Annotated in this window: 14 protein-coding genes; 2 read left to right on the top strand and 12 right to left on the bottom strand. The window is 64.6% G+C overall.

Features of this window, described 5'->3' with window-relative positions:
• Window positions 1-9 precede the first annotated feature (9 nt).
• Window positions 10-597 carry a hypothetical protein gene (locus tag N0B28_RS00290; protein WP_058541993.1) on the bottom strand — a complete coding sequence of 196 codons (588 nt, stop codon included), beginning with the start codon at window positions 595-597 and terminating at the stop codon, window positions 10-12.
• Window positions 563-1,303, bottom strand: coding sequence for an SURF1 family protein (locus tag N0B28_RS00285; protein ID WP_275729748.1), 741 nt, complete (start codon window positions 1,301-1,303; stop codon window positions 563-565). Before N0B28_RS00285 ends, N0B28_RS00290 begins: the two co-directional genes overlap by 35 nt.
• Before the next feature lie 62 nt (window positions 1,304-1,365).
• On the opposite strand from N0B28_RS00285, the gene N0B28_RS00280 reads away from it, so the two are divergent.
• Window positions 1,366-1,569, top strand: a complete 204-nt coding sequence (locus N0B28_RS00280; protein ID WP_043862281.1) for a twin transmembrane helix small protein — start codon at window positions 1,366-1,368, stop codon at window positions 1,567-1,569.
• Window positions 1,570-1,575: 6 nt separating this feature from the next.
• On the opposite strand, the gene N0B28_RS00275 is transcribed toward N0B28_RS00280, so the two are convergent.
• The 4 genes from N0B28_RS00275 to coxB are packed head-to-tail and all read right to left on the bottom strand — an operon-like array spanning window position 1,576 to window position 5,792.
• Complete coding sequence (locus tag N0B28_RS00275; RefSeq protein ID WP_043862280.1) at window positions 1,576-2,463, bottom strand: cytochrome c oxidase subunit 3; 888 nt, start codon at window positions 2,461-2,463, stop codon at window positions 1,576-1,578.
• A 12-nt stretch (window positions 2,464-2,475) separates the two neighbouring features.
• Window positions 2,476-3,045: a cytochrome c oxidase assembly protein gene (locus N0B28_RS00270; RefSeq protein ID WP_043862279.1), complete on the bottom strand. Its 570-nt coding sequence runs from the start codon at window positions 3,043-3,045 to the stop codon at window positions 2,476-2,478.
• 10 nt (window positions 3,046-3,055) lie between these two features.
• The gene (ctaD, locus tag N0B28_RS00265) at window positions 3,056-4,648 is read right to left on the bottom strand and encodes a cytochrome c oxidase subunit I (RefSeq protein ID WP_054916033.1); all 1,593 of its coding nucleotides are present in this window, start codon (window positions 4,646-4,648) and stop codon (window positions 3,056-3,058) included.
• Between the two features lie 16 nt (window positions 4,649-4,664).
• The gene (coxB, locus tag N0B28_RS00260; RefSeq protein WP_043862277.1) at window positions 4,665-5,792 is read right to left on the bottom strand and encodes a cytochrome c oxidase subunit II; all 1,128 of its coding nucleotides are present in this window, start codon (window positions 5,790-5,792) and stop codon (window positions 4,665-4,667) included.
• 311 nt (window positions 5,793-6,103) lie between these two features.
• On the opposite strand from coxB, the gene N0B28_RS00255 reads away from it, so the two are divergent.
• On the top strand, window positions 6,104-6,751 hold the full coding sequence (locus tag N0B28_RS00255) for a hypothetical protein (RefSeq protein WP_054916034.1): 648 nt from the start codon (window positions 6,104-6,106) through the stop codon (window positions 6,749-6,751).
• An 86-nt stretch (window positions 6,752-6,837) separates the two neighbouring features.
• Here the strand turns inward: N0B28_RS00255 and N0B28_RS00250 are convergent, their stop codons facing one another.
• From N0B28_RS00250 to prlC, 6 genes are all read right to left on the bottom strand, one after another.
• The gene (locus N0B28_RS00250; RefSeq protein WP_275729742.1) at window positions 6,838-8,364 is read right to left on the bottom strand and encodes a SulP family inorganic anion transporter; all 1,527 of its coding nucleotides are present in this window, start codon (window positions 8,362-8,364) and stop codon (window positions 6,838-6,840) included.
• A 194-nt stretch (window positions 8,365-8,558) separates the two neighbouring features.
• On the bottom strand, window positions 8,559-9,278 hold the full coding sequence (locus N0B28_RS00245; RefSeq protein WP_043862274.1) for a carbonic anhydrase: 720 nt from the start codon (window positions 9,276-9,278) through the stop codon (window positions 8,559-8,561).
• Window positions 9,279-9,521: 243 nt separating this feature from the next.
• Window positions 9,522-10,580, bottom strand: coding sequence for a PA0069 family radical SAM protein (locus N0B28_RS00240; protein ID WP_043862273.1), 1,059 nt, complete (start codon window positions 10,578-10,580; stop codon window positions 9,522-9,524).
• A gap of 78 nt (window positions 10,581-10,658) precedes the next feature.
• Window positions 10,659-12,683, bottom strand: a complete 2,025-nt coding sequence (locus N0B28_RS00235; protein ID WP_275729739.1) for a M3 family metallopeptidase — start codon at window positions 12,681-12,683, stop codon at window positions 10,659-10,661.
• Window positions 12,684-12,782: 99 nt separating this feature from the next.
• On the bottom strand, window positions 12,783-13,043 hold the full coding sequence (locus tag N0B28_RS00230) for a YheV family putative zinc ribbon protein (protein WP_043862271.1): 261 nt from the start codon (window positions 13,041-13,043) through the stop codon (window positions 12,783-12,785).
• A complete protein-coding gene (gene prlC, locus N0B28_RS00225; RefSeq protein WP_043862270.1) occupies window positions 13,040-15,091 on the bottom strand; it encodes an oligopeptidase A in 2,052 nt (683 codons plus the stop codon). Before prlC ends, N0B28_RS00230 begins: the two co-directional genes overlap by 4 nt.
• Window positions 15,092-15,148: the final 57 nt, after the last annotated feature.

Genomic DNA, 15,148 nt, shown 5'->3' with positions numbered 1-15,148 from the left:
GCGTGCCTCCTAGCCGATGTTGGACAGCTTGAGCAGATGGCGCAGGTCGTTGAGCAGGTCCTTGCCCTTGACCCGTGCGTCGTAGCGCAACACCAGGTTGCCGTGGGGGTCGACGATCCACAGCTGCGCGCCCTTCAGGCCCCCGGCGGCCCTGCTGTACTGCGCCAGCTCCAGCGCATAGCGCTGCAGTTGCGGGTACTCGCGCGCAAGCCTGGCCTGATACGCCTCGCTCAACGGTTGCCCGGCGGCCAGCGCGTGGCTGGCACGGGCGGCGTCGCGGCCAAGGCCGATCTGTACCTGGCGCGCCAGGTACACCAGTTGCTGGCAGTCTGCGTCACAGTCACCAGGGGTGCTGACCAGCAGTTGCCAGCGCGCCTCGTCGGTCGCGACCCCCAGCTCGGCGCGGCCCTGGCCGTTGCCGATCAGTTCGCCGTGGTAGCTGCGGCTTTCCGGCACCCAGAACTGCAGTTTGTACATGCCGGTGGCGAGCATCATCGGCCCCACCACCACCAGCAGGATCAGAATCAGCTGCAACCGCCCGCGCCAACGACGGCGCGGCACTTCAGACGTGCCGGATGGATGCATGACGGCGCCCATGGTGGTTCTCCTTGTCGTTGTGCCAGCCGAAATAGAGGTACAGCGCAACCAGCGCCGCGGCCAGGGCAAACCATTGCACGGCGTAGCCCAGGTGTTTCTCCGGGCCCATCGCCACCACTGGCCAGTCCAGCCGGTAGCTGGCCGGGCCCGGTTCCAGGCGCAGTTCATGGGCAAAGCCCTCGCGGCCCAGCTGCGGCCACAGCTGCGCGGCATCCACCGCCGTGAGCAGGTGCGGCCAGCGGCCCCCTTGCGGGTCGGCGTGCAACTGGAAGGTGCTGCCCGGCGCCACATAGACCCAGGCCTGCAGGGCAAGCGGTGTCTCGGGGGTGCTGAACTGCACCGCCACACGCCGGTCGGGCCAGGGCAGCCAGCCGCGATTGACCAGCAGCCACAGGCCGCTGGCCTGGTCGTGAAAGGGTTGCAGCAGCTCGACCCCGGCCTGGCCGTCGCGCAGGCGGTTGTCGAGCAGCACACTGTGGGTGCGGTCGAAACGGCCATACAGGTGCACCCGGCGATAGGCCGGGTCGCTCGCCTGCGCCAGCTGCTCGCTGGCCAGGGGCGCTGCCACCCGGCGCTCTGCATAGGTGACCAGCAACTCGCGCTTTTCGGCGGCGCGCCCCAACTGCCAGCAGCCCAGCGCAATCAGCCCCGGCAGCAGCAACATCACCACCAGGGTCGGCACCCGGCCGGGGCGGAACGGCCTCATCGGGGCCCCGCAACGGCTGTCGCTATACTTGTTGTAGTCATCGCATCCCCCGGAGTACCGCCATGCTCAAAGCCGCGATTGTCCTGATGCTGCTGGCGACCGTGATCAGCCTGTTCAGCGGCCTGTTCTTTCTGGTCAAGGACGATGACAACTCGACCCGCCTGCTCACCGCCCTGAAAATCCGTGTCAGCCTGGCCGCCATCACCCTGGCGCTGGTCGCCTGGGGTTTCTACAGCGGCCAACTGGTGTCCCACGCGCCGTTCTAGGCGCGGCTACAGCACATACACGAAGATGAACAACCCCACCCACACCACATCCACGAAGTGCCAGTACCAGCTGGCCGCCTCGAAGCCGAAGTGCTTGTCGGCGCTGAAGTGCCCGCGCAGGATGCGCATCAGCATCACGAACAGGATGATCGTGCCCATGGTCACGTGGGCCCCGTGGAACCCGGTGAGCATGAAGAAGGTGGCGCCGTAGATCCCCGAATGCAGGGTCAGGCCCAGTTCGGTGTAGGCCTCGTGGTACTCGTAGGCCTGCAGGATGAGAAACGCCACGCCCAGCACGATGGTCAGCGCCAGCCAGAATTTCAGCGCACCACGATGATCCTTGCGCAGGGCATGGTGGGCGATGGTGATGGTCACGCTGGAGCTGACCAGCAGAATGGTGTTGATCAGCGGCAGGTGCCACGGGTCGATCACATCGCTGGGCGGCGGGAACAGCTTCGGGTCGGGGGTATGCAGCAGCGGCCAGGCGAACTGGAAGTTCGGCCACAGCATGTGCGCCACGCCCTTGGCACCTTCCCCACCCAGCGCCGGGCCTGCCAGGTGGCGCACGTAGAACAGCGCACCGAAGAAGGCCACGAAGAACATCACCTCCGAAAAGATGAACCACGACATGCCCCAGCGGAACGAGCGGTCCAGCTGCGGGCTGTAGAGCCCGGCGCGGCTTTCCTTGATCACCGCGCCGAACCAGCCGAACAGCATGTAGGCCAGGCACAGTGCGCCGACGAAGAAGATCAGCGGGCCATGGGAGTCCTCGTGGCCGGCCTTCATGTCGTTGAACCAGGTGCCCAGGCCGAACACCGTGATCAGCATGCCGAGGGTGGCGATGATCGGCCACTTGCTCTGCGCCGGTACGTAGTAGTGCTGATGAGCAGCCATGGATCGTTCTCCTTATCGGGCGCTCTGTACGGTCTGGGTGGCCACGTGGGCCACCGGCGGCTGGCGAGCGGTGATATCGAACAGCGTGTAGGCAAGCGTCAGGTGTTTCACATCCTTGGGCAGGTCGCGATCGACGATGAAGCGCACCGGCATCTCGATGCGCTCACCCGGCTGCAGCACCTGCTGGCTGAAGCAGAAGCATTCGGTCTTGTGAAAGTACGCGGCCGCCTCCGCCGGGCTGATGCTGGGGATGGCCTGGGCGGTCATCGGCTTGTCGGTGGGGTTGCGCGCCACGAAGATCATCTGGTTCACCGCGCCCGGGTTGACGTCGATCTGGTCGGCGGTGGAGTAGAAGTCCCAGACCATGTCGCTGGCATTGGTCGACAGGAACTGCACCTTCACCGAGCGCGTGGGGTCGCTGACCTGGCTGCCTGCGTACTGCCCGCCGGTCTTGCCGTTGATGCCGAAGGCCTTGCACATCACGTCGTAGATCGGCACCAGGGCAAAGCCGAAGGCGAACATCACCACGGTCAGCAGCATCAGCCGCGTCACCAGTCGCCGCAGCGACGTGCGCTCGTTCATGGCAGCACCCTCATTTCACTTCCGGCGGGGTCTGGAAGGTGTGGTAGGGCGCGGGCGAGGGCACCGACCATTCCAGCCCTTCGGCGCCATCCCATGGCTTGGCCGGGGCCGGCTTGCCGCCACGGATGCACTTGATCACGATGAACAGGAAGAAGATCTGCGTGACGCCGAAGGTGAACGCGCCGATCGACGACACCATGTTGAAGTCGGCGAACTGCAGGTTGTAGTCCGGCACCCGGCGCGGCATGCCCGCCAGGCCAACGAAGTGCATCGGGAAGAACGCCATGTTCATGCCGATGAACGACAGCCAGAAGTGCAGCTTGCCGAGGGTTTCGTCGTACATGTGCCCGGTCCACTTGGGCAGCCAGTAGTAGGCGGAGGCGAAGATGCCGAAGATCGCCCCCGGCACCAGCACGTAGTGGAAGTGCGCCACCACGAAGTAGGTGTCGTGGTACTGGAAGTCGGCCGGGGCAATGGCCAGCATCAACCCCGAGAAGCCGCCGATGGTGAACAGGATGACGAAGGCAATGGCGAACAGCATCGGCGTCTCGAAGGTCAGCGAACCTTCCCACATGGTGCTCACCCAGTTGAACACCTTCACCCCGGTGGGCACCGCGATGAGCATGGTGGCGTACATGAAGAACAGCTCGCCCACCACCGGGATGCCGACCACAAACATGTGGTGCGCCCACACGATGAACGACAGGAAGGCGATGGCCCCGGTGGCGTAGACCATCGAGGTGTAGCCGAACAGCGGCTTGCGCGAGAACGCCGGTATGATCGAGCTGACCGCGCCGAACGCCGGCAGGATCATGATGTACACCTCGGGGTGACCGAAGAACCAGAACACGTGCTGGAACAGTACCGGGTCGCCACCACCGGCGGCGCTGAAGAAGCTGGTGCCGAAATGGATGTCCATCAGCATCATGGTCACCACACCGGCCAGCACCGGCATCACCGCGATCAGCAGGAACGCGGTGATCAGCCAGGTCCAGACGAACAGCGGCATCTTCATCAGGGTCATGCCGGGGGCGCGCAGGTTGAGGATGGTGGCGATCACGTTGATCGCGCCCATGATCGAGCTGATGCCCATCAGGTGGATGGCGAAGATGAAGAAGGTCACGCTGGCCGGTGCGTAGGTGGTCGACAGCGGGGCATAGAAGGTCCAGCCGAAATTCGGCCCGCCGCCGGGGCTGAACAGGGTCGATACCAGCAGCAGGAACGCTGCCGGCAGCAGCCAGAAGCTGAAGTTGTTCATGCGCGGCAGGGCCATGTCCGGCGCGCCGATCATCAGCGGGATCATCCAGTTGGCCAGGCCGACGAAGGCCGGCATCACCGCACCGAACACCATGATCAGGCCGTGCATGGTGGTCATCTGGTTGAAGAATGCCGGCTCCACGATCTGCAGGCCGGGCTGGAACAGCTCGGCGCGGATCACCATGGCGAACGAGCCGCCGAGCAGGAACATGGCGAAGGCGAACCACAGGTACATCGTGCCGATGTCCTTGTGGTTGGTGGTCAGCACCCAGCGCATCAGCCCCTTGGCCGGGCCGTGGGCGTGGTCATGGGCGGCATGACCGTGGTCGTCGATGACTGTACTCATGTCCTGTCTCCCCGGTTCATTGGCTGTCGGCCTGCTTGAGCGCCAGCACATCCTTCGGCGTGACCATGTCGCCCTTGTTGTTGCCCCAGGCGTTGCGCTCGTAGGTGATCACGGCGGCGATATCCACTTCCGAGAGCTGCTTGCCGAACGCCGCCATGGCCGTGCCGGCCTTGCCGTGGAAGACGATGTTCAGGTGATCCTTGATCGGGCCGGTGGCGATCTTCGAACCCTTGAGCGCCGGGAACATCGGCGGCAGGCCCTGGCCTTCGGCCTGGTGACAGGCCACGCAGGTGGTGTGGTAGACCTTGTCGCCGCGCTCGCTGAGCTCCTGCAGGGTCCACTCCTTGCTGGTCAGCTCCTTGAGCTTGGCCGACTCGGCCTTGCGTTCGGCCAGCCAGGTGTCGTAGTCGGCCCTGGACTTGACCTCCACCACCACCGGCATGAAGCCGTGGTCCTTGCCGCACAGTTCGGTGCACTGGCCGCGGTAGATGCCCGGCTTCTCGACACGGGTCCAGGCCTCGTTGACGAAACCGGGGATGGCATCGCGCTTGACCGCGAACGCCGGCACCCACCAGGAATGGATGACGTCGGCGGCAGTCACCAGAAAGCGCACCTTGGCACCCACCGGGATCACCAGCGGCTGATCGACCTCCAGCAGGTAGTGCTCGTCCTTGGGTGCCTTGTTGTGGATCTGATCGGCGGGGGTGGCCAGGTTGCTGAAGAACTCCACGTCCTGGCCCAGGTACTTGTAGTGCCACTTCCACTGGTAGCCGGTGACCTGGATATCCACGTCCGACTCGCTGGCATCGTAGATGTCCACCAGGGTCTTGGTGGCGGGGATGGCCATGGCCACCAGGATCAGGAACGGCACCACCGTCCACATGATCTCGACCCAGGTGTGCTCATGAAAATGCGCCGGCTGCTGGCCGGTGGAGCGACGGTGCACCATCATCGACCAGAACATCGCGCCGAACACCACGATGCCGATCACCACGCAGATCCAGAAGATGGTCATGTGCAGGTCGAACACGGCGTTGCTGACTTCAGTCGCCCCCGGCGCCATATTCACGGTCCAGGCGGCGTGTGCCGGCGTGAACAGTGACCACAACAGCAGGCCCATCCAGGCATGTGGATGTCGCATCATTGCGGGTTCCCCTTATGATTCTTGTTATCCCGGAGGCAGGGCCTACGGCTAAGGGTACGGCGTCAAGACGGCGAACTTCGACGGCGAGCCCCTGCTGGACAGCAGGCGGGCCTCATCAACCAATCACTTTCAAAGCGGAGTATAGACAGCCGCCCGGACCGCGCAAAAAATCGCCGAGAGGGGGTTGATGGCCATTTGATATGCCTTACAGCGACATAAACGCACATCGTTTATGACAAATCCGTCTTAACTCTTTTTCGAACCGAGCTACCTTATGTCATCCGTGTGTTTCCCTTGTCCCTGGAGTTGTCATGAACATCGCCGCTTTGCGCGAGCAGATCACCCGTGCCCGTCAACATGAGGTCCAAACCGGCCAGTTGAAAAAGCAACTTGAAGTGCAACTGCCCCACCTGCATCCCTCGATCAACCTGCCTGAGCAAGACCCGCATGCGGCGCTTGTGGGGTTTGTCGACGCGTACATCGATCAGGTACCCGAATTGCTGGAGGCCGCCAATGCGGTGGCGCGCGAGGCGGGCATCGAGTCGCAGATCAAACCGGTACTGAAAATTGCCGAAGCCTATTTCCTGCAGCCGCCGGCGATCATGCAAGGCCAGGTCGGCCTGGGCTGCCTGCTGGATGAGGCCTACCTGGCGCACCGCCTGGTGGAGGAAGTGAACGACCTGTACATCAAGCATTTCAAGCAGCCACTGATCCCACTGGATACCACCGTGGCCAACCTGATCGCGCATCAGCTGATCGGCGAGGCATTCGCCAACCAGCTGGATGAGGTGGTGCACCACTCGGTGGACGAAATGCTCAACGACGAAAGCTTCGCGCTCGAATCGGTAGAGGCCTACCGCGACAAGCTGAGCAGCCCGGACACCGGCGCGGCGTGGAAGCGCTGGCCGTGCCTGTCGCGCCAGCTGGGCGTGGGGCTGGAGCTGGATCAGTCGGCCTGATCGGCTCGGCGGCGCAGCCTTCGCCAGCAACGCTAGCTCCTACAGGATTACACCCCGTGTAGGAGCCAGCCTTGCTGGCGTTTCGTTCAGGCGCCAAGCCCTGCCGCCATGCGCGCCCGCCCCTCGGTGCGCCGCTTCAACCCGCGCGGCTCGATCACCAGCACCGATCCATTGCCCGCATTCGCCCGGCCCCAGTCCTCCAGCAGCTCGAGACACGCGTGGTCGATGTAGCTGAGTTGGGCCAGCGGTACATGCAACGTGGTACATACCGGTACGTTATCAAGCACCCGGGCGAGTGCCGGGACCTTGAGAAACGTCGCCGCACCGCTCAAGCGAAGCTCCAGGTGCCCCGGCGTATCCAGGTGGCTGATGCTGATCTTCAACCGCGCCGCCTTCAGCGCAAGCTTGAGCAAAGTCAGGGCGAAACCCAGCAGTACGCCGGTCAACAGGTCGGTGAAGATGATCGCCAGTGCGGTCGCCGCGTAGGTGAACATCGGCATGCGCCCATAGCGCCCCAACCCGCGGAACGCCTTGAAGTCCACCAGCTTGAAGCCGGTGTACACCAGTACACCTGCCAGGCTCGCCACCGGGATCTGCTGCAGCACACTGCTCAGCACCACCACGAACGCCAGCAACCATGCCCCATGCAGAATAGCCGACAGCCGCGTCTGCGCACCGGCCTGCACGTTGGCCGAACTGCGTACGATCACCCCGGTCATCGGCAACGCCCCCAGCACGCCGCAGAGCATGTTGCCCACCCCCTGGGCCGACAGTTCACGGTCGAAATCCGAACGCTGGCCACTGTGCATGCGGTCCACCGCCGCCGCCGACAGCAGCGTCTCGGCACTGGCGATGAATGCCAGGGCGAGCGCCGCCACCAGCAGGTGCGGGTTGGCCAGTTGCAGCAGGTCGGCGGGGCGCAGCCAGTCGATGGCCTCGGCCAGGTTGGCGGGCACCACCACGCGGTTCACCGGCAACGCCAGCCAACGGCTCAGCAGGGTCATCAGCGCCACCCCGAGCAAGGCCCCCGGCACGAAGCGCAGACGCTGCGGGCGCAGGCGCTCCCAGCCCCACATGATCGCGATGGTGCCCAGGCCCAACGCACCCGCCTGCCAGGCATTGCCGGGGCCTTCCGGGGTCAGCGCCTGCAGTACGGTCTGTGGGAACGCCGTCAGGTTGGCCAGCCCGGAAGGCTGCGGGCTGGCGTCGAACATCACATGCGCCTGCGACAGTACGATCAGCACGCCGATACCGGCGAGCATGCCGTACACCACCGCCGGCGCCGTGACCCGGAACCAGCAGCCCAGGCGCAGGCGCCCGGCCAGCAGTTGCAGCAGGCCCGCCAGCAGCAGGATCGGCCCGAGCATGGCCATGCCATGCTGGCGTACCAGCTCGAACACCAGCACCGCCAGGCCCGCCGCCGGGCCGCTGACCTGCAATGGCGAGCCGGCGATGAACCCCACCACCAGGCCACCGACGATGCCGGTGATCAGACCCTTGGCCGGGGGCATGCCGGAAGCGATGGCAATGCCCATGCACAGCGGCAGCGCCACCAGAAACACCACCACCGAAGCCAGCAGTTCACGCGGCAGGGCCGCTTTCAATTGCGTCATGTTCACCTTGATTCTCCCTCTATCGATCACGCCGGACCATTCCGCTGGCCCGCACGCCGCAGTAACGCCGCCACGCGGGCAGCCGCAAGCCGCCGGCAGGCCGGCAAGGCATTCATGGAAATTCAAGGCAGCCGACTACCTGGGCTGCACGCGAACGTGCAGCCTTCAGTCACCCTGTTGCGAATGAGGTGTGGCTAGTAGCGCCCGCGCGGGGTGGCGCAGGGAATCGGCTGGCCGCTCTGCAGGGGCAGGAAGCGGTCGCTTACCGCGTCATAGGCGGTGATTTCGCTGGTTTCGATGTCGTAGATCCAGCCGTGGATATACAACTGGCCGGCCGCCAGGCGCGAGGCGACCGAAGGGTGGGTACGCAGGTGCTGCAACTGCGCGATGACGTTTTCCTTGGTCAGCACCTGCATGCTTTCGTGTTCGTTGTGGCAATGGCAATTGTCTTCGACCACCGTGCGCGCCACCTCGGCATGCCGCAACCAGGCCTTGACCGTGGGCATCTTCTCCAGGCTCTGCGGGTTGAGCACGGCACGCATGGCCCCGCAATCGGAATGCCCGCACACGATGATGTGCTGCACGCCCAGGGCCATCACCGCGTACTCGATGGCCGTGGATACACCACCGTTCATCTGCCCGTAGGGCGGCACCACGTTACCCACATTGCGGGTCACGAACAGGTCGCCTGGGGAGCTGTGGGTAATCAGTTCGGGCACGATGCGCGAGTCGGCGCAGGTAATGAACATCGCCCGCGGCTTCTGCGCAGTGGCGAGTTTCTTGAAGAGCTCTTCCTGTTGCGGGAAGACTTCATGATGAAAATGCAAAAAGCCGTCGACGATATGCTTCAGTGCGGCATCGGCGCTTTCGGCTTGATCAGCCGGGCCGTTTTGAGAGGGGTCCTGGTCTTTCATTGTTGATCCTCTTTGACGGTTTGAAGGTAAGTCCATTTTACCGGTTCAAGATTCAGACAACGCAATGAAGCTTGGATGTCGCTCACGCTCAATAAAGCACAGTGCGGCTGCCTGGCGTTTCACGCTACGCGGAAAAACTTAACTCAAACTGAATTTGGAGGCTCTAGAACGGGCGTTCCAGAACAAAAGGGCGGGCCTCGGATACTAGCAAAAAAGCATTAATGGCAACTACCCATTAATGCATTACAGCAGCGACAACTGCCCACCGGGCGGGCAGAACGCGCTGCAATCGAGCGCATGGCCTTCACGCCGGTTCAGTCCCAGGCGGCGCATGGCCTTGTCGAAACGCTGCGCCAGCAAGTCGGCAAACACGCCTTCGCCCCGCATGCGTGCGCCAAAACGGCTGTCGTACAGCTCGCCGCCACGGCTCTGACGGATCAGGCTCAGCACATGGGTCGCACGTTGCGGGTAATGATCCTGCAGCCATTGCTCGAACAGCGGCGCCACCTCCAGCGGCAGGCGCAGCAGCATGTAGGCCGCGTGCAGCGCGCCGGCCTGCTTGGCCGCCTCCAGCAGGTGCTCCAGTTCGCTGTCGTTGATCATCGGGATCATCGGCGAACACAGCACGCCTACCGGTACACCCGCCTCGCGCATCACCCGAATCGCCCGCAACCGCGCCTTGGGCGCGGCGGCACGCGGTTCCAGGGTGCGCTTGAGCTCGTCGTCGAGGGTGGTCAGGCTGATCATCACCGACACCAGGCGCTGCTGTGCCAGTTCGGCCAGCAGGTCGAGGTCGCGCAGGATCAGCGAGCCCTTGGTCACGATGGTGACCGGGTGACGGTAGCGCAGCAGCACTTCGAGCAGGCGCCGGGTCAGCTGCTGTTCGCGCTCGATGGGCTGGTACGGGTCGGTGTTGGACCCCAGGTTGATCGGGGCGCACACGTAGCCTTTCTTCGACAGCTGTTGTTCCAGCACCGCCGCCGCGTTGGTCTTGGCGATCAGCTTGGTCTCGAAATCGAGCCCCGGCGACAGGTCCCAGTAGGCGTGGCTGGGGCGGGCATAGCAATAGATGCAACCATGCTCGCAACCTCGGTAGGGGTTGATCGAGCGGTCGAAGGGCAGGTCGGGCGAGGTGTTACGGGTGATGATGGTTTTGGCCGTCTCGATGCGGACTTCGGTGCCCTGGGTCAGCGGCACCTCCTGGTACCAGCCATCATCCTCGGCCACAGAGCGGGCAGGGGCGAAGCGGTTGTGCGGGTTGTGCGCGGTACCGCGACCACGCACAGGCGCTGGAGTGAACATGGCGAGCCCCTGTACTGTTTTTATATACAGTACTGCATCGCCACCAGGACCTCCAGCACCGCTCGGCGCCGGACGTGGCTACGGTTTAAGGCCATGCCACTGCAGAAACGGCAGGGGGCTCACGTCACGCCCGCGAAACACCTTGAACCCTGCCGTGATCGAGCGCCCGGCCCCCGGGGCAACAGTGGCCTCGAGCAGGGCACGCCCGGTGGCCGGGTTGAGCACGCCTTCGGCTTCGAACCGGGCGAAGGCATCGATCGCGTAGACCCGTGACCACAGGTAGCTGTAATAGCCCGCCTCGTAGCCGCTGGCCAGGTGATCGAAGGCCTGGGCCGGGCGCTCGAAATCGCCCAGCGGCCACGGCAGCACTGCGTCGAACTGTTCCACCACCTGCTGCTGCAGGCTTTGCGCAGCAGCCGGGTAGGTCTCGCCATGCAGGTGCAGGTCCAGGCGCGCCATTGCCAGGTCTCGGGCAAACGTGAGCCCTTGCTGCTGTTTCTGCTGGTCGAGAAACGCCTGCACCGTGGACTGCGGCAGTGCCTTGCCTGTCTGGTAGTGGTGGGAGATACCGGCCAGGTACTCGGCCGACCAGCACCAGCGCTCCAGCAGCTCACTGAAGAACTCGATCCCGTCCGGCCCCAGGCTGTCGATATCGGACAGGCGGTAATCGGTGGTGGCCACCAGCAGCTGGTGCAGGCAGTGACCGAACTCGTGGTACAGCTTGCGCAGGTCCAGGTGGGTCAGCAACGGTGGGGCAACCCCGTCGCCACGCTCGACTGCGCAGAACAGCGCCGCCGCGCCCTTGTGAAAACGACCCTCGGCATCCACGTGGCGGTTCCATACCCGCAGGCTCCAGGCGTAGTCCTCCTTGCCCGGGCGGGTGATCGCATCCATGTACAGGTACCCCACCAGCGCATGGCCCTGGGTTACCTCGAAGCACCGCACATCCGCATGCCAGGCCTGCAACGTGCTGGACGGCGTGATCTGCACGCCGAACAGGGTATCGGCCAGCTGCGTCATGGCCAGCACCACCTGCTCCAGCGGGAAGTAGCCACGCATTTCCTCGCCAGACAGCGCCAGCGGGTGCCGATGCGCACGCTGCGCGTAGAAGGCGATGTCCCAAGGCTGCAGGCCACCCAAGCGCGCCTGCTGGTCGAAGGCCCGCAACCGCGCGGTTTCGGCGCTACGCCAGGCGGCGCTGTGGGTGCTCAGGTCCTGCAGAAACCGCGTGACCTGTTGCGTCGATTCTGCCGTCTTGGTCTGCAGGCTGAGTTCGGCAAAGCTGGCAAACCCCAGCAGTTGCGCCTGCTCATGGCGCAGTCGTCGCAACTCCAGCAGCACCGGGCCGTTGTCGGGGCCTGCGTCCAGCTCCGACGCGCGGCCATGGTAGGCCCTATACACGGTTTCACGCAGGCTGCGGTCTGTGGCCTGCTGCAGGATGGCCAGGCACGGGGCCTCTTCCAAGGTCACCAGCCAGCCCTCGAGGCCCTTGGCCTGGGCCTTGCGCGCCATGGCGGCGGTCTCCAGCGCGTCGACCCCCTGCAGGCGCCGGGCATCGGTGATCAGCAGGGTCCAGGCGCCGGTGGCGTGTGCCAGGTTGTCGAGGAACAGGTTGCGCTGGGCACTGATGCTGGTTTGCAGGGTCATCAGGCGGGCACGCTCGGTTTCACCGAGCTCGGCGCCGCTCAGGCGAAAGGCCTTGATCGACTGCTGCAGCGACATCCTGCGTTCGTGGCTGAACAGCGCACCATGGGCGCTGTCGGCCAGACGCTGATAGAGCGCCAGCAACGTGGCGTTCTGCAGCTTTGCCTGATGATAGGCCTGGGTCTTGAGCCAGCACTCGTCCACGGCGGCCTTCCAGGCCTCGCCGCGAGTGTACAGGGGCACGACCAGGCGCACGGCGTTGTTGAGGCGTGCATCCAGTGCATCGATGGCCATCACCAGGTCGTCCCAGGTAGGCAGGCCACGCTGGGCCAGGATGATGCGGGCCAGGGCGTTGTGGTTGTCGAGGATGATCTGGTCGATGCCCGCCGTCAGGTGTTCCAGGCGGATGTCGGCGTAGGCTGGCGGATCGAGGGGGGCGAGCAGGGGATTGCTGGTCATGGGCAGCTCCTTGAGTGACGGGAAGGTCCCGTCACTTTCAAGGGTTGCCGGTGCGCCAGGGGCTAACTATGTATGCCCCTGCACCAGCCACACGGCCCGCTAGGGCTTCTTCAGCTTCGGATTGGGGAAGAACTGCACCGTCTGCACCGCAGGCTGGGGCGCCTTGGCCTCGGCCTGGTTGACGCGGGTGCCCAGTTCCTTGGGCACCGACAGGCCCTGTTCGTTGAGCGTGTCGGAGAACCCGCAGGCCACGCACTCGCGGTGTGGCACGCCGTCTTCGCTCCACATCATCAGCTTGTCCGGCTCGCTGCACGCCGGGCATACGGCCCCGGCAATGAAGCGTTTCTTGGTCTTGCTCATGCCGCCAGGTCCTCGCTCAGGCCACTGTGGCGCAACAGCGCATCGATCGACGGCTCACGGCCACGGAAGTCGACGAACAGGCGCATCGGCGCCTGCGAGCCGCCACGGGCCAGAATCGCCTCGCGGAAGGCGCGACCGGTTTCGGCGTTGAGCACACCCTCTTCCTCGAAGCGCGAGAAGGCATCGGCAGACAGCACTTCAGCCCACTTGTAGCTGTAGTAACCGGCCGCGTAGCCGCCAGCGAAGATGTGCGCAAAGCTGTTGGGGAAGCGGTTGTACGCCGGCGGGCGCATCACCGAAACCTCGTCGCGCACTCCTTCGAGCACCTCCAGCACGCTGCGGCCATCGCCGTGGCTGGCGTGCAGTTCGAAGTCGAACAGCGAGAACTCCAGCTGGCGCACCATCATCAGGCCCGACTGGAAGTTCTTCGCCGCCAGCATCTTCTCCAGCAGGTCCTGCGGCAGGGCAGCGCCACTTTCGTAATGACCGGAGATCAACGCCAAGCCTTCGGGCTCCCAGCACCAGTTCTCCATGAACTGGCTCGGCAGCTCGACCGCGTCCCAGGCCACGCCATTGATGCCGGATACCCCGGCATGCTCGATGCGGGTCAGCAGGTGATGCAGGCCGTGGCCAAACTCGTGGAACAGGGTGGTGACTTCATCGTGGGTCAGTAGTGCCGGCTTACCCGGGGCGGCCGGGGTGAAGTTGCACACCAGGTTGGCCACCGGGCTCTGCAGGCTGCCATCGGCCGTGCGGCGACGGTCGCGGGCGCCGTCCATCCAGGCACCGCCGCGCTTGTTGGCGCGGGCGTACAGGTCGAAGAAGAAGCGCCCCACGTGCTGGCCGTTTTCCTTGATCTCGAACAGGCGCACGTCCGGGTGCCAGGTATCGAAGCCTTTCACCTCGGCGATCTCGATGCCGTACAGGCGCTGCACGATGGTGAACAGGCCCGACAGCACCTTGTCGATCGGGAAGTAGGCACGCAGGGCTTCCTGCGACACGCTGTAACGCTGTTCGCGCAGCTTCTCGCCATAGAAACCGCTGTCCCAGCTCTGCAGGTCCGGGCAGCCCTGCTCGGCGGCGTAGGCCTTGAGCTGGGCCAGGTCCTGGGCGGCGAAGGGTTTGCTGCGCTTGGCCAGGTCACGCAGGAAGCTCAGCACCTGGTCGCTGGACTCGGCCATCTTGGTGGCCAGGCTCAGCTCGGCGAAGTTGGCATAACCCAGCAGCTCGGCCAGCTCCTGACGCAGGTCGAGGATCTCGCGCATCACCGGGCCGTTGTCGAACTGGCCGGCATTGGGGCCCTGGTCCGAGGCGCGGGTGCAGTAGGCCGCGTACAGTTCTTCGCGCAGGGCACGGTCGTGGGCGTAGGTCATCACGGCGTAGTAGCTGGGGAATTCCAGGCTGATCAGCCAGCCATCCAGGCCCTTGGCCTGCGCGGCGGCCGCCATCTGCGCCTTGGCCGATTCGGTCAGGCCGGCCAGTGCGGCCTCGTCGGTGACGTGCTTGGTCCAGGCCTGGGTGGCGTCGAGCAGCTGGTTGGAGAAACGGCTGCCCAGTTCCGAAAGCTTGCTCTGCACCTCGGCATATCGCTTCTGCTGGTCGGCCGGCAGGTCGATACCCGACAGGCGGAAGTCACGCAGGGCATGTTCGAGGATGGTTTTCTGCGCCACATCGAAGCCGGCAGCTTCGGGGCTGGCGATCAACGCTTCGTAGGCCTGGAACAGCTCGCGGTTCTGGCCCATTTCGGTGGCGTAGGCGCTCAGGGCCGGCAGGCAGGCCTCGTAGGCCTCGCGCAGCTCGGCGCTGTTGCATACCGCGTTGAGGTGGCTGACCGGGCTCCAGGCTGCACCCAGTCGGTCGTTGAGTTCGTCCATGGCCAGCACCAGGCCGGCCCAGGTGGGGTTCTGGCCCTGGGTTTTCAGGATCGAGGCGATGGCGCTGCGGTTGTCGGCCAGGATCTGTTCGATCGCCGGCAGCACATGCTCGGCACGGATCGCCGAGAAGGGCGGCAGGTCATAAGACTGCAGAAGCGGGTTGTTCGCACTCACGGTTAAACACCTTGGCAGAAGAAACACCGCTCCATCTTAATTACAATCGACGCTGAC

The organism is Pseudomonas sp. SD17-1, from assembly GCF_029201585.1.
GTDB classification, from domain to species: domain Bacteria; phylum Pseudomonadota; class Gammaproteobacteria; order Pseudomonadales; family Pseudomonadaceae; genus Aquipseudomonas; species Aquipseudomonas palmensis.
The sequence above is the reverse complement of the archived record's forward strand: the minus strand, read 5'-3'. Positions and strand labels throughout refer to the sequence as shown.

Excerpts from the sequence above, each read along its gene's own strand:
- N0B28_RS00290 (WP_058541993.1), bottom strand. The coding sequence starts at position 597 with ATGGGCGCCGTCATGCATCCATCCGGCACGTCTGAAGTGCCGCGCCGT.
- N0B28_RS00285 (WP_275729748.1), bottom strand. The coding sequence starts at position 1,303 with ATGAGGCCGTTCCGCCCCGGCCGGGTGCCGACCCTGGTGGTGATGTTG.
- N0B28_RS00280 (WP_043862281.1), top strand. The coding sequence starts at position 1,366 with ATGCTCAAAGCCGCGATTGTCCTGATGCTGCTGGCGACCGTGATCAGC.
- N0B28_RS00275 (WP_043862280.1), bottom strand. The coding sequence starts at position 2,463 with ATGGCTGCTCATCAGCACTACTACGTACCGGCGCAGAGCAAGTGGCCG.
- N0B28_RS00270 (WP_043862279.1), bottom strand. The coding sequence starts at position 3,045 with ATGAACGAGCGCACGTCGCTGCGGCGACTGGTGACGCGGCTGATGCTG.
- ctaD (WP_054916033.1), bottom strand. The coding sequence starts at position 4,648 with ATGAGTACAGTCATCGACGACCACGGTCATGCCGCCCATGACCACGCC.
- coxB (WP_043862277.1), bottom strand. The coding sequence starts at position 5,792 with ATGATGCGACATCCACATGCCTGGATGGGCCTGCTGTTGTGGTCACTG.
- N0B28_RS00255 (WP_054916034.1), top strand. The coding sequence starts at position 6,104 with ATGAACATCGCCGCTTTGCGCGAGCAGATCACCCGTGCCCGTCAACAT.
- N0B28_RS00250 (WP_275729742.1), bottom strand. The coding sequence starts at position 8,364 with ATGACGCAATTGAAAGCGGCCCTGCCGCGTGAACTGCTGGCTTCGGTG.
- N0B28_RS00245 (WP_043862274.1), bottom strand. The coding sequence starts at position 9,278 with ATGAAAGACCAGGACCCCTCTCAAAACGGCCCGGCTGATCAAGCCGAA.
- N0B28_RS00240 (WP_043862273.1), bottom strand. The coding sequence starts at position 10,580 with ATGTTCACTCCAGCGCCTGTGCGTGGTCGCGGTACCGCGCACAACCCG.
- N0B28_RS00235 (WP_275729739.1), bottom strand. The coding sequence starts at position 12,683 with ATGACCAGCAATCCCCTGCTCGCCCCCCTCGATCCGCCAGCCTACGCC.
- N0B28_RS00230 (WP_043862271.1), bottom strand. The coding sequence starts at position 13,043 with ATGAGCAAGACCAAGAAACGCTTCATTGCCGGGGCCGTATGCCCGGCG.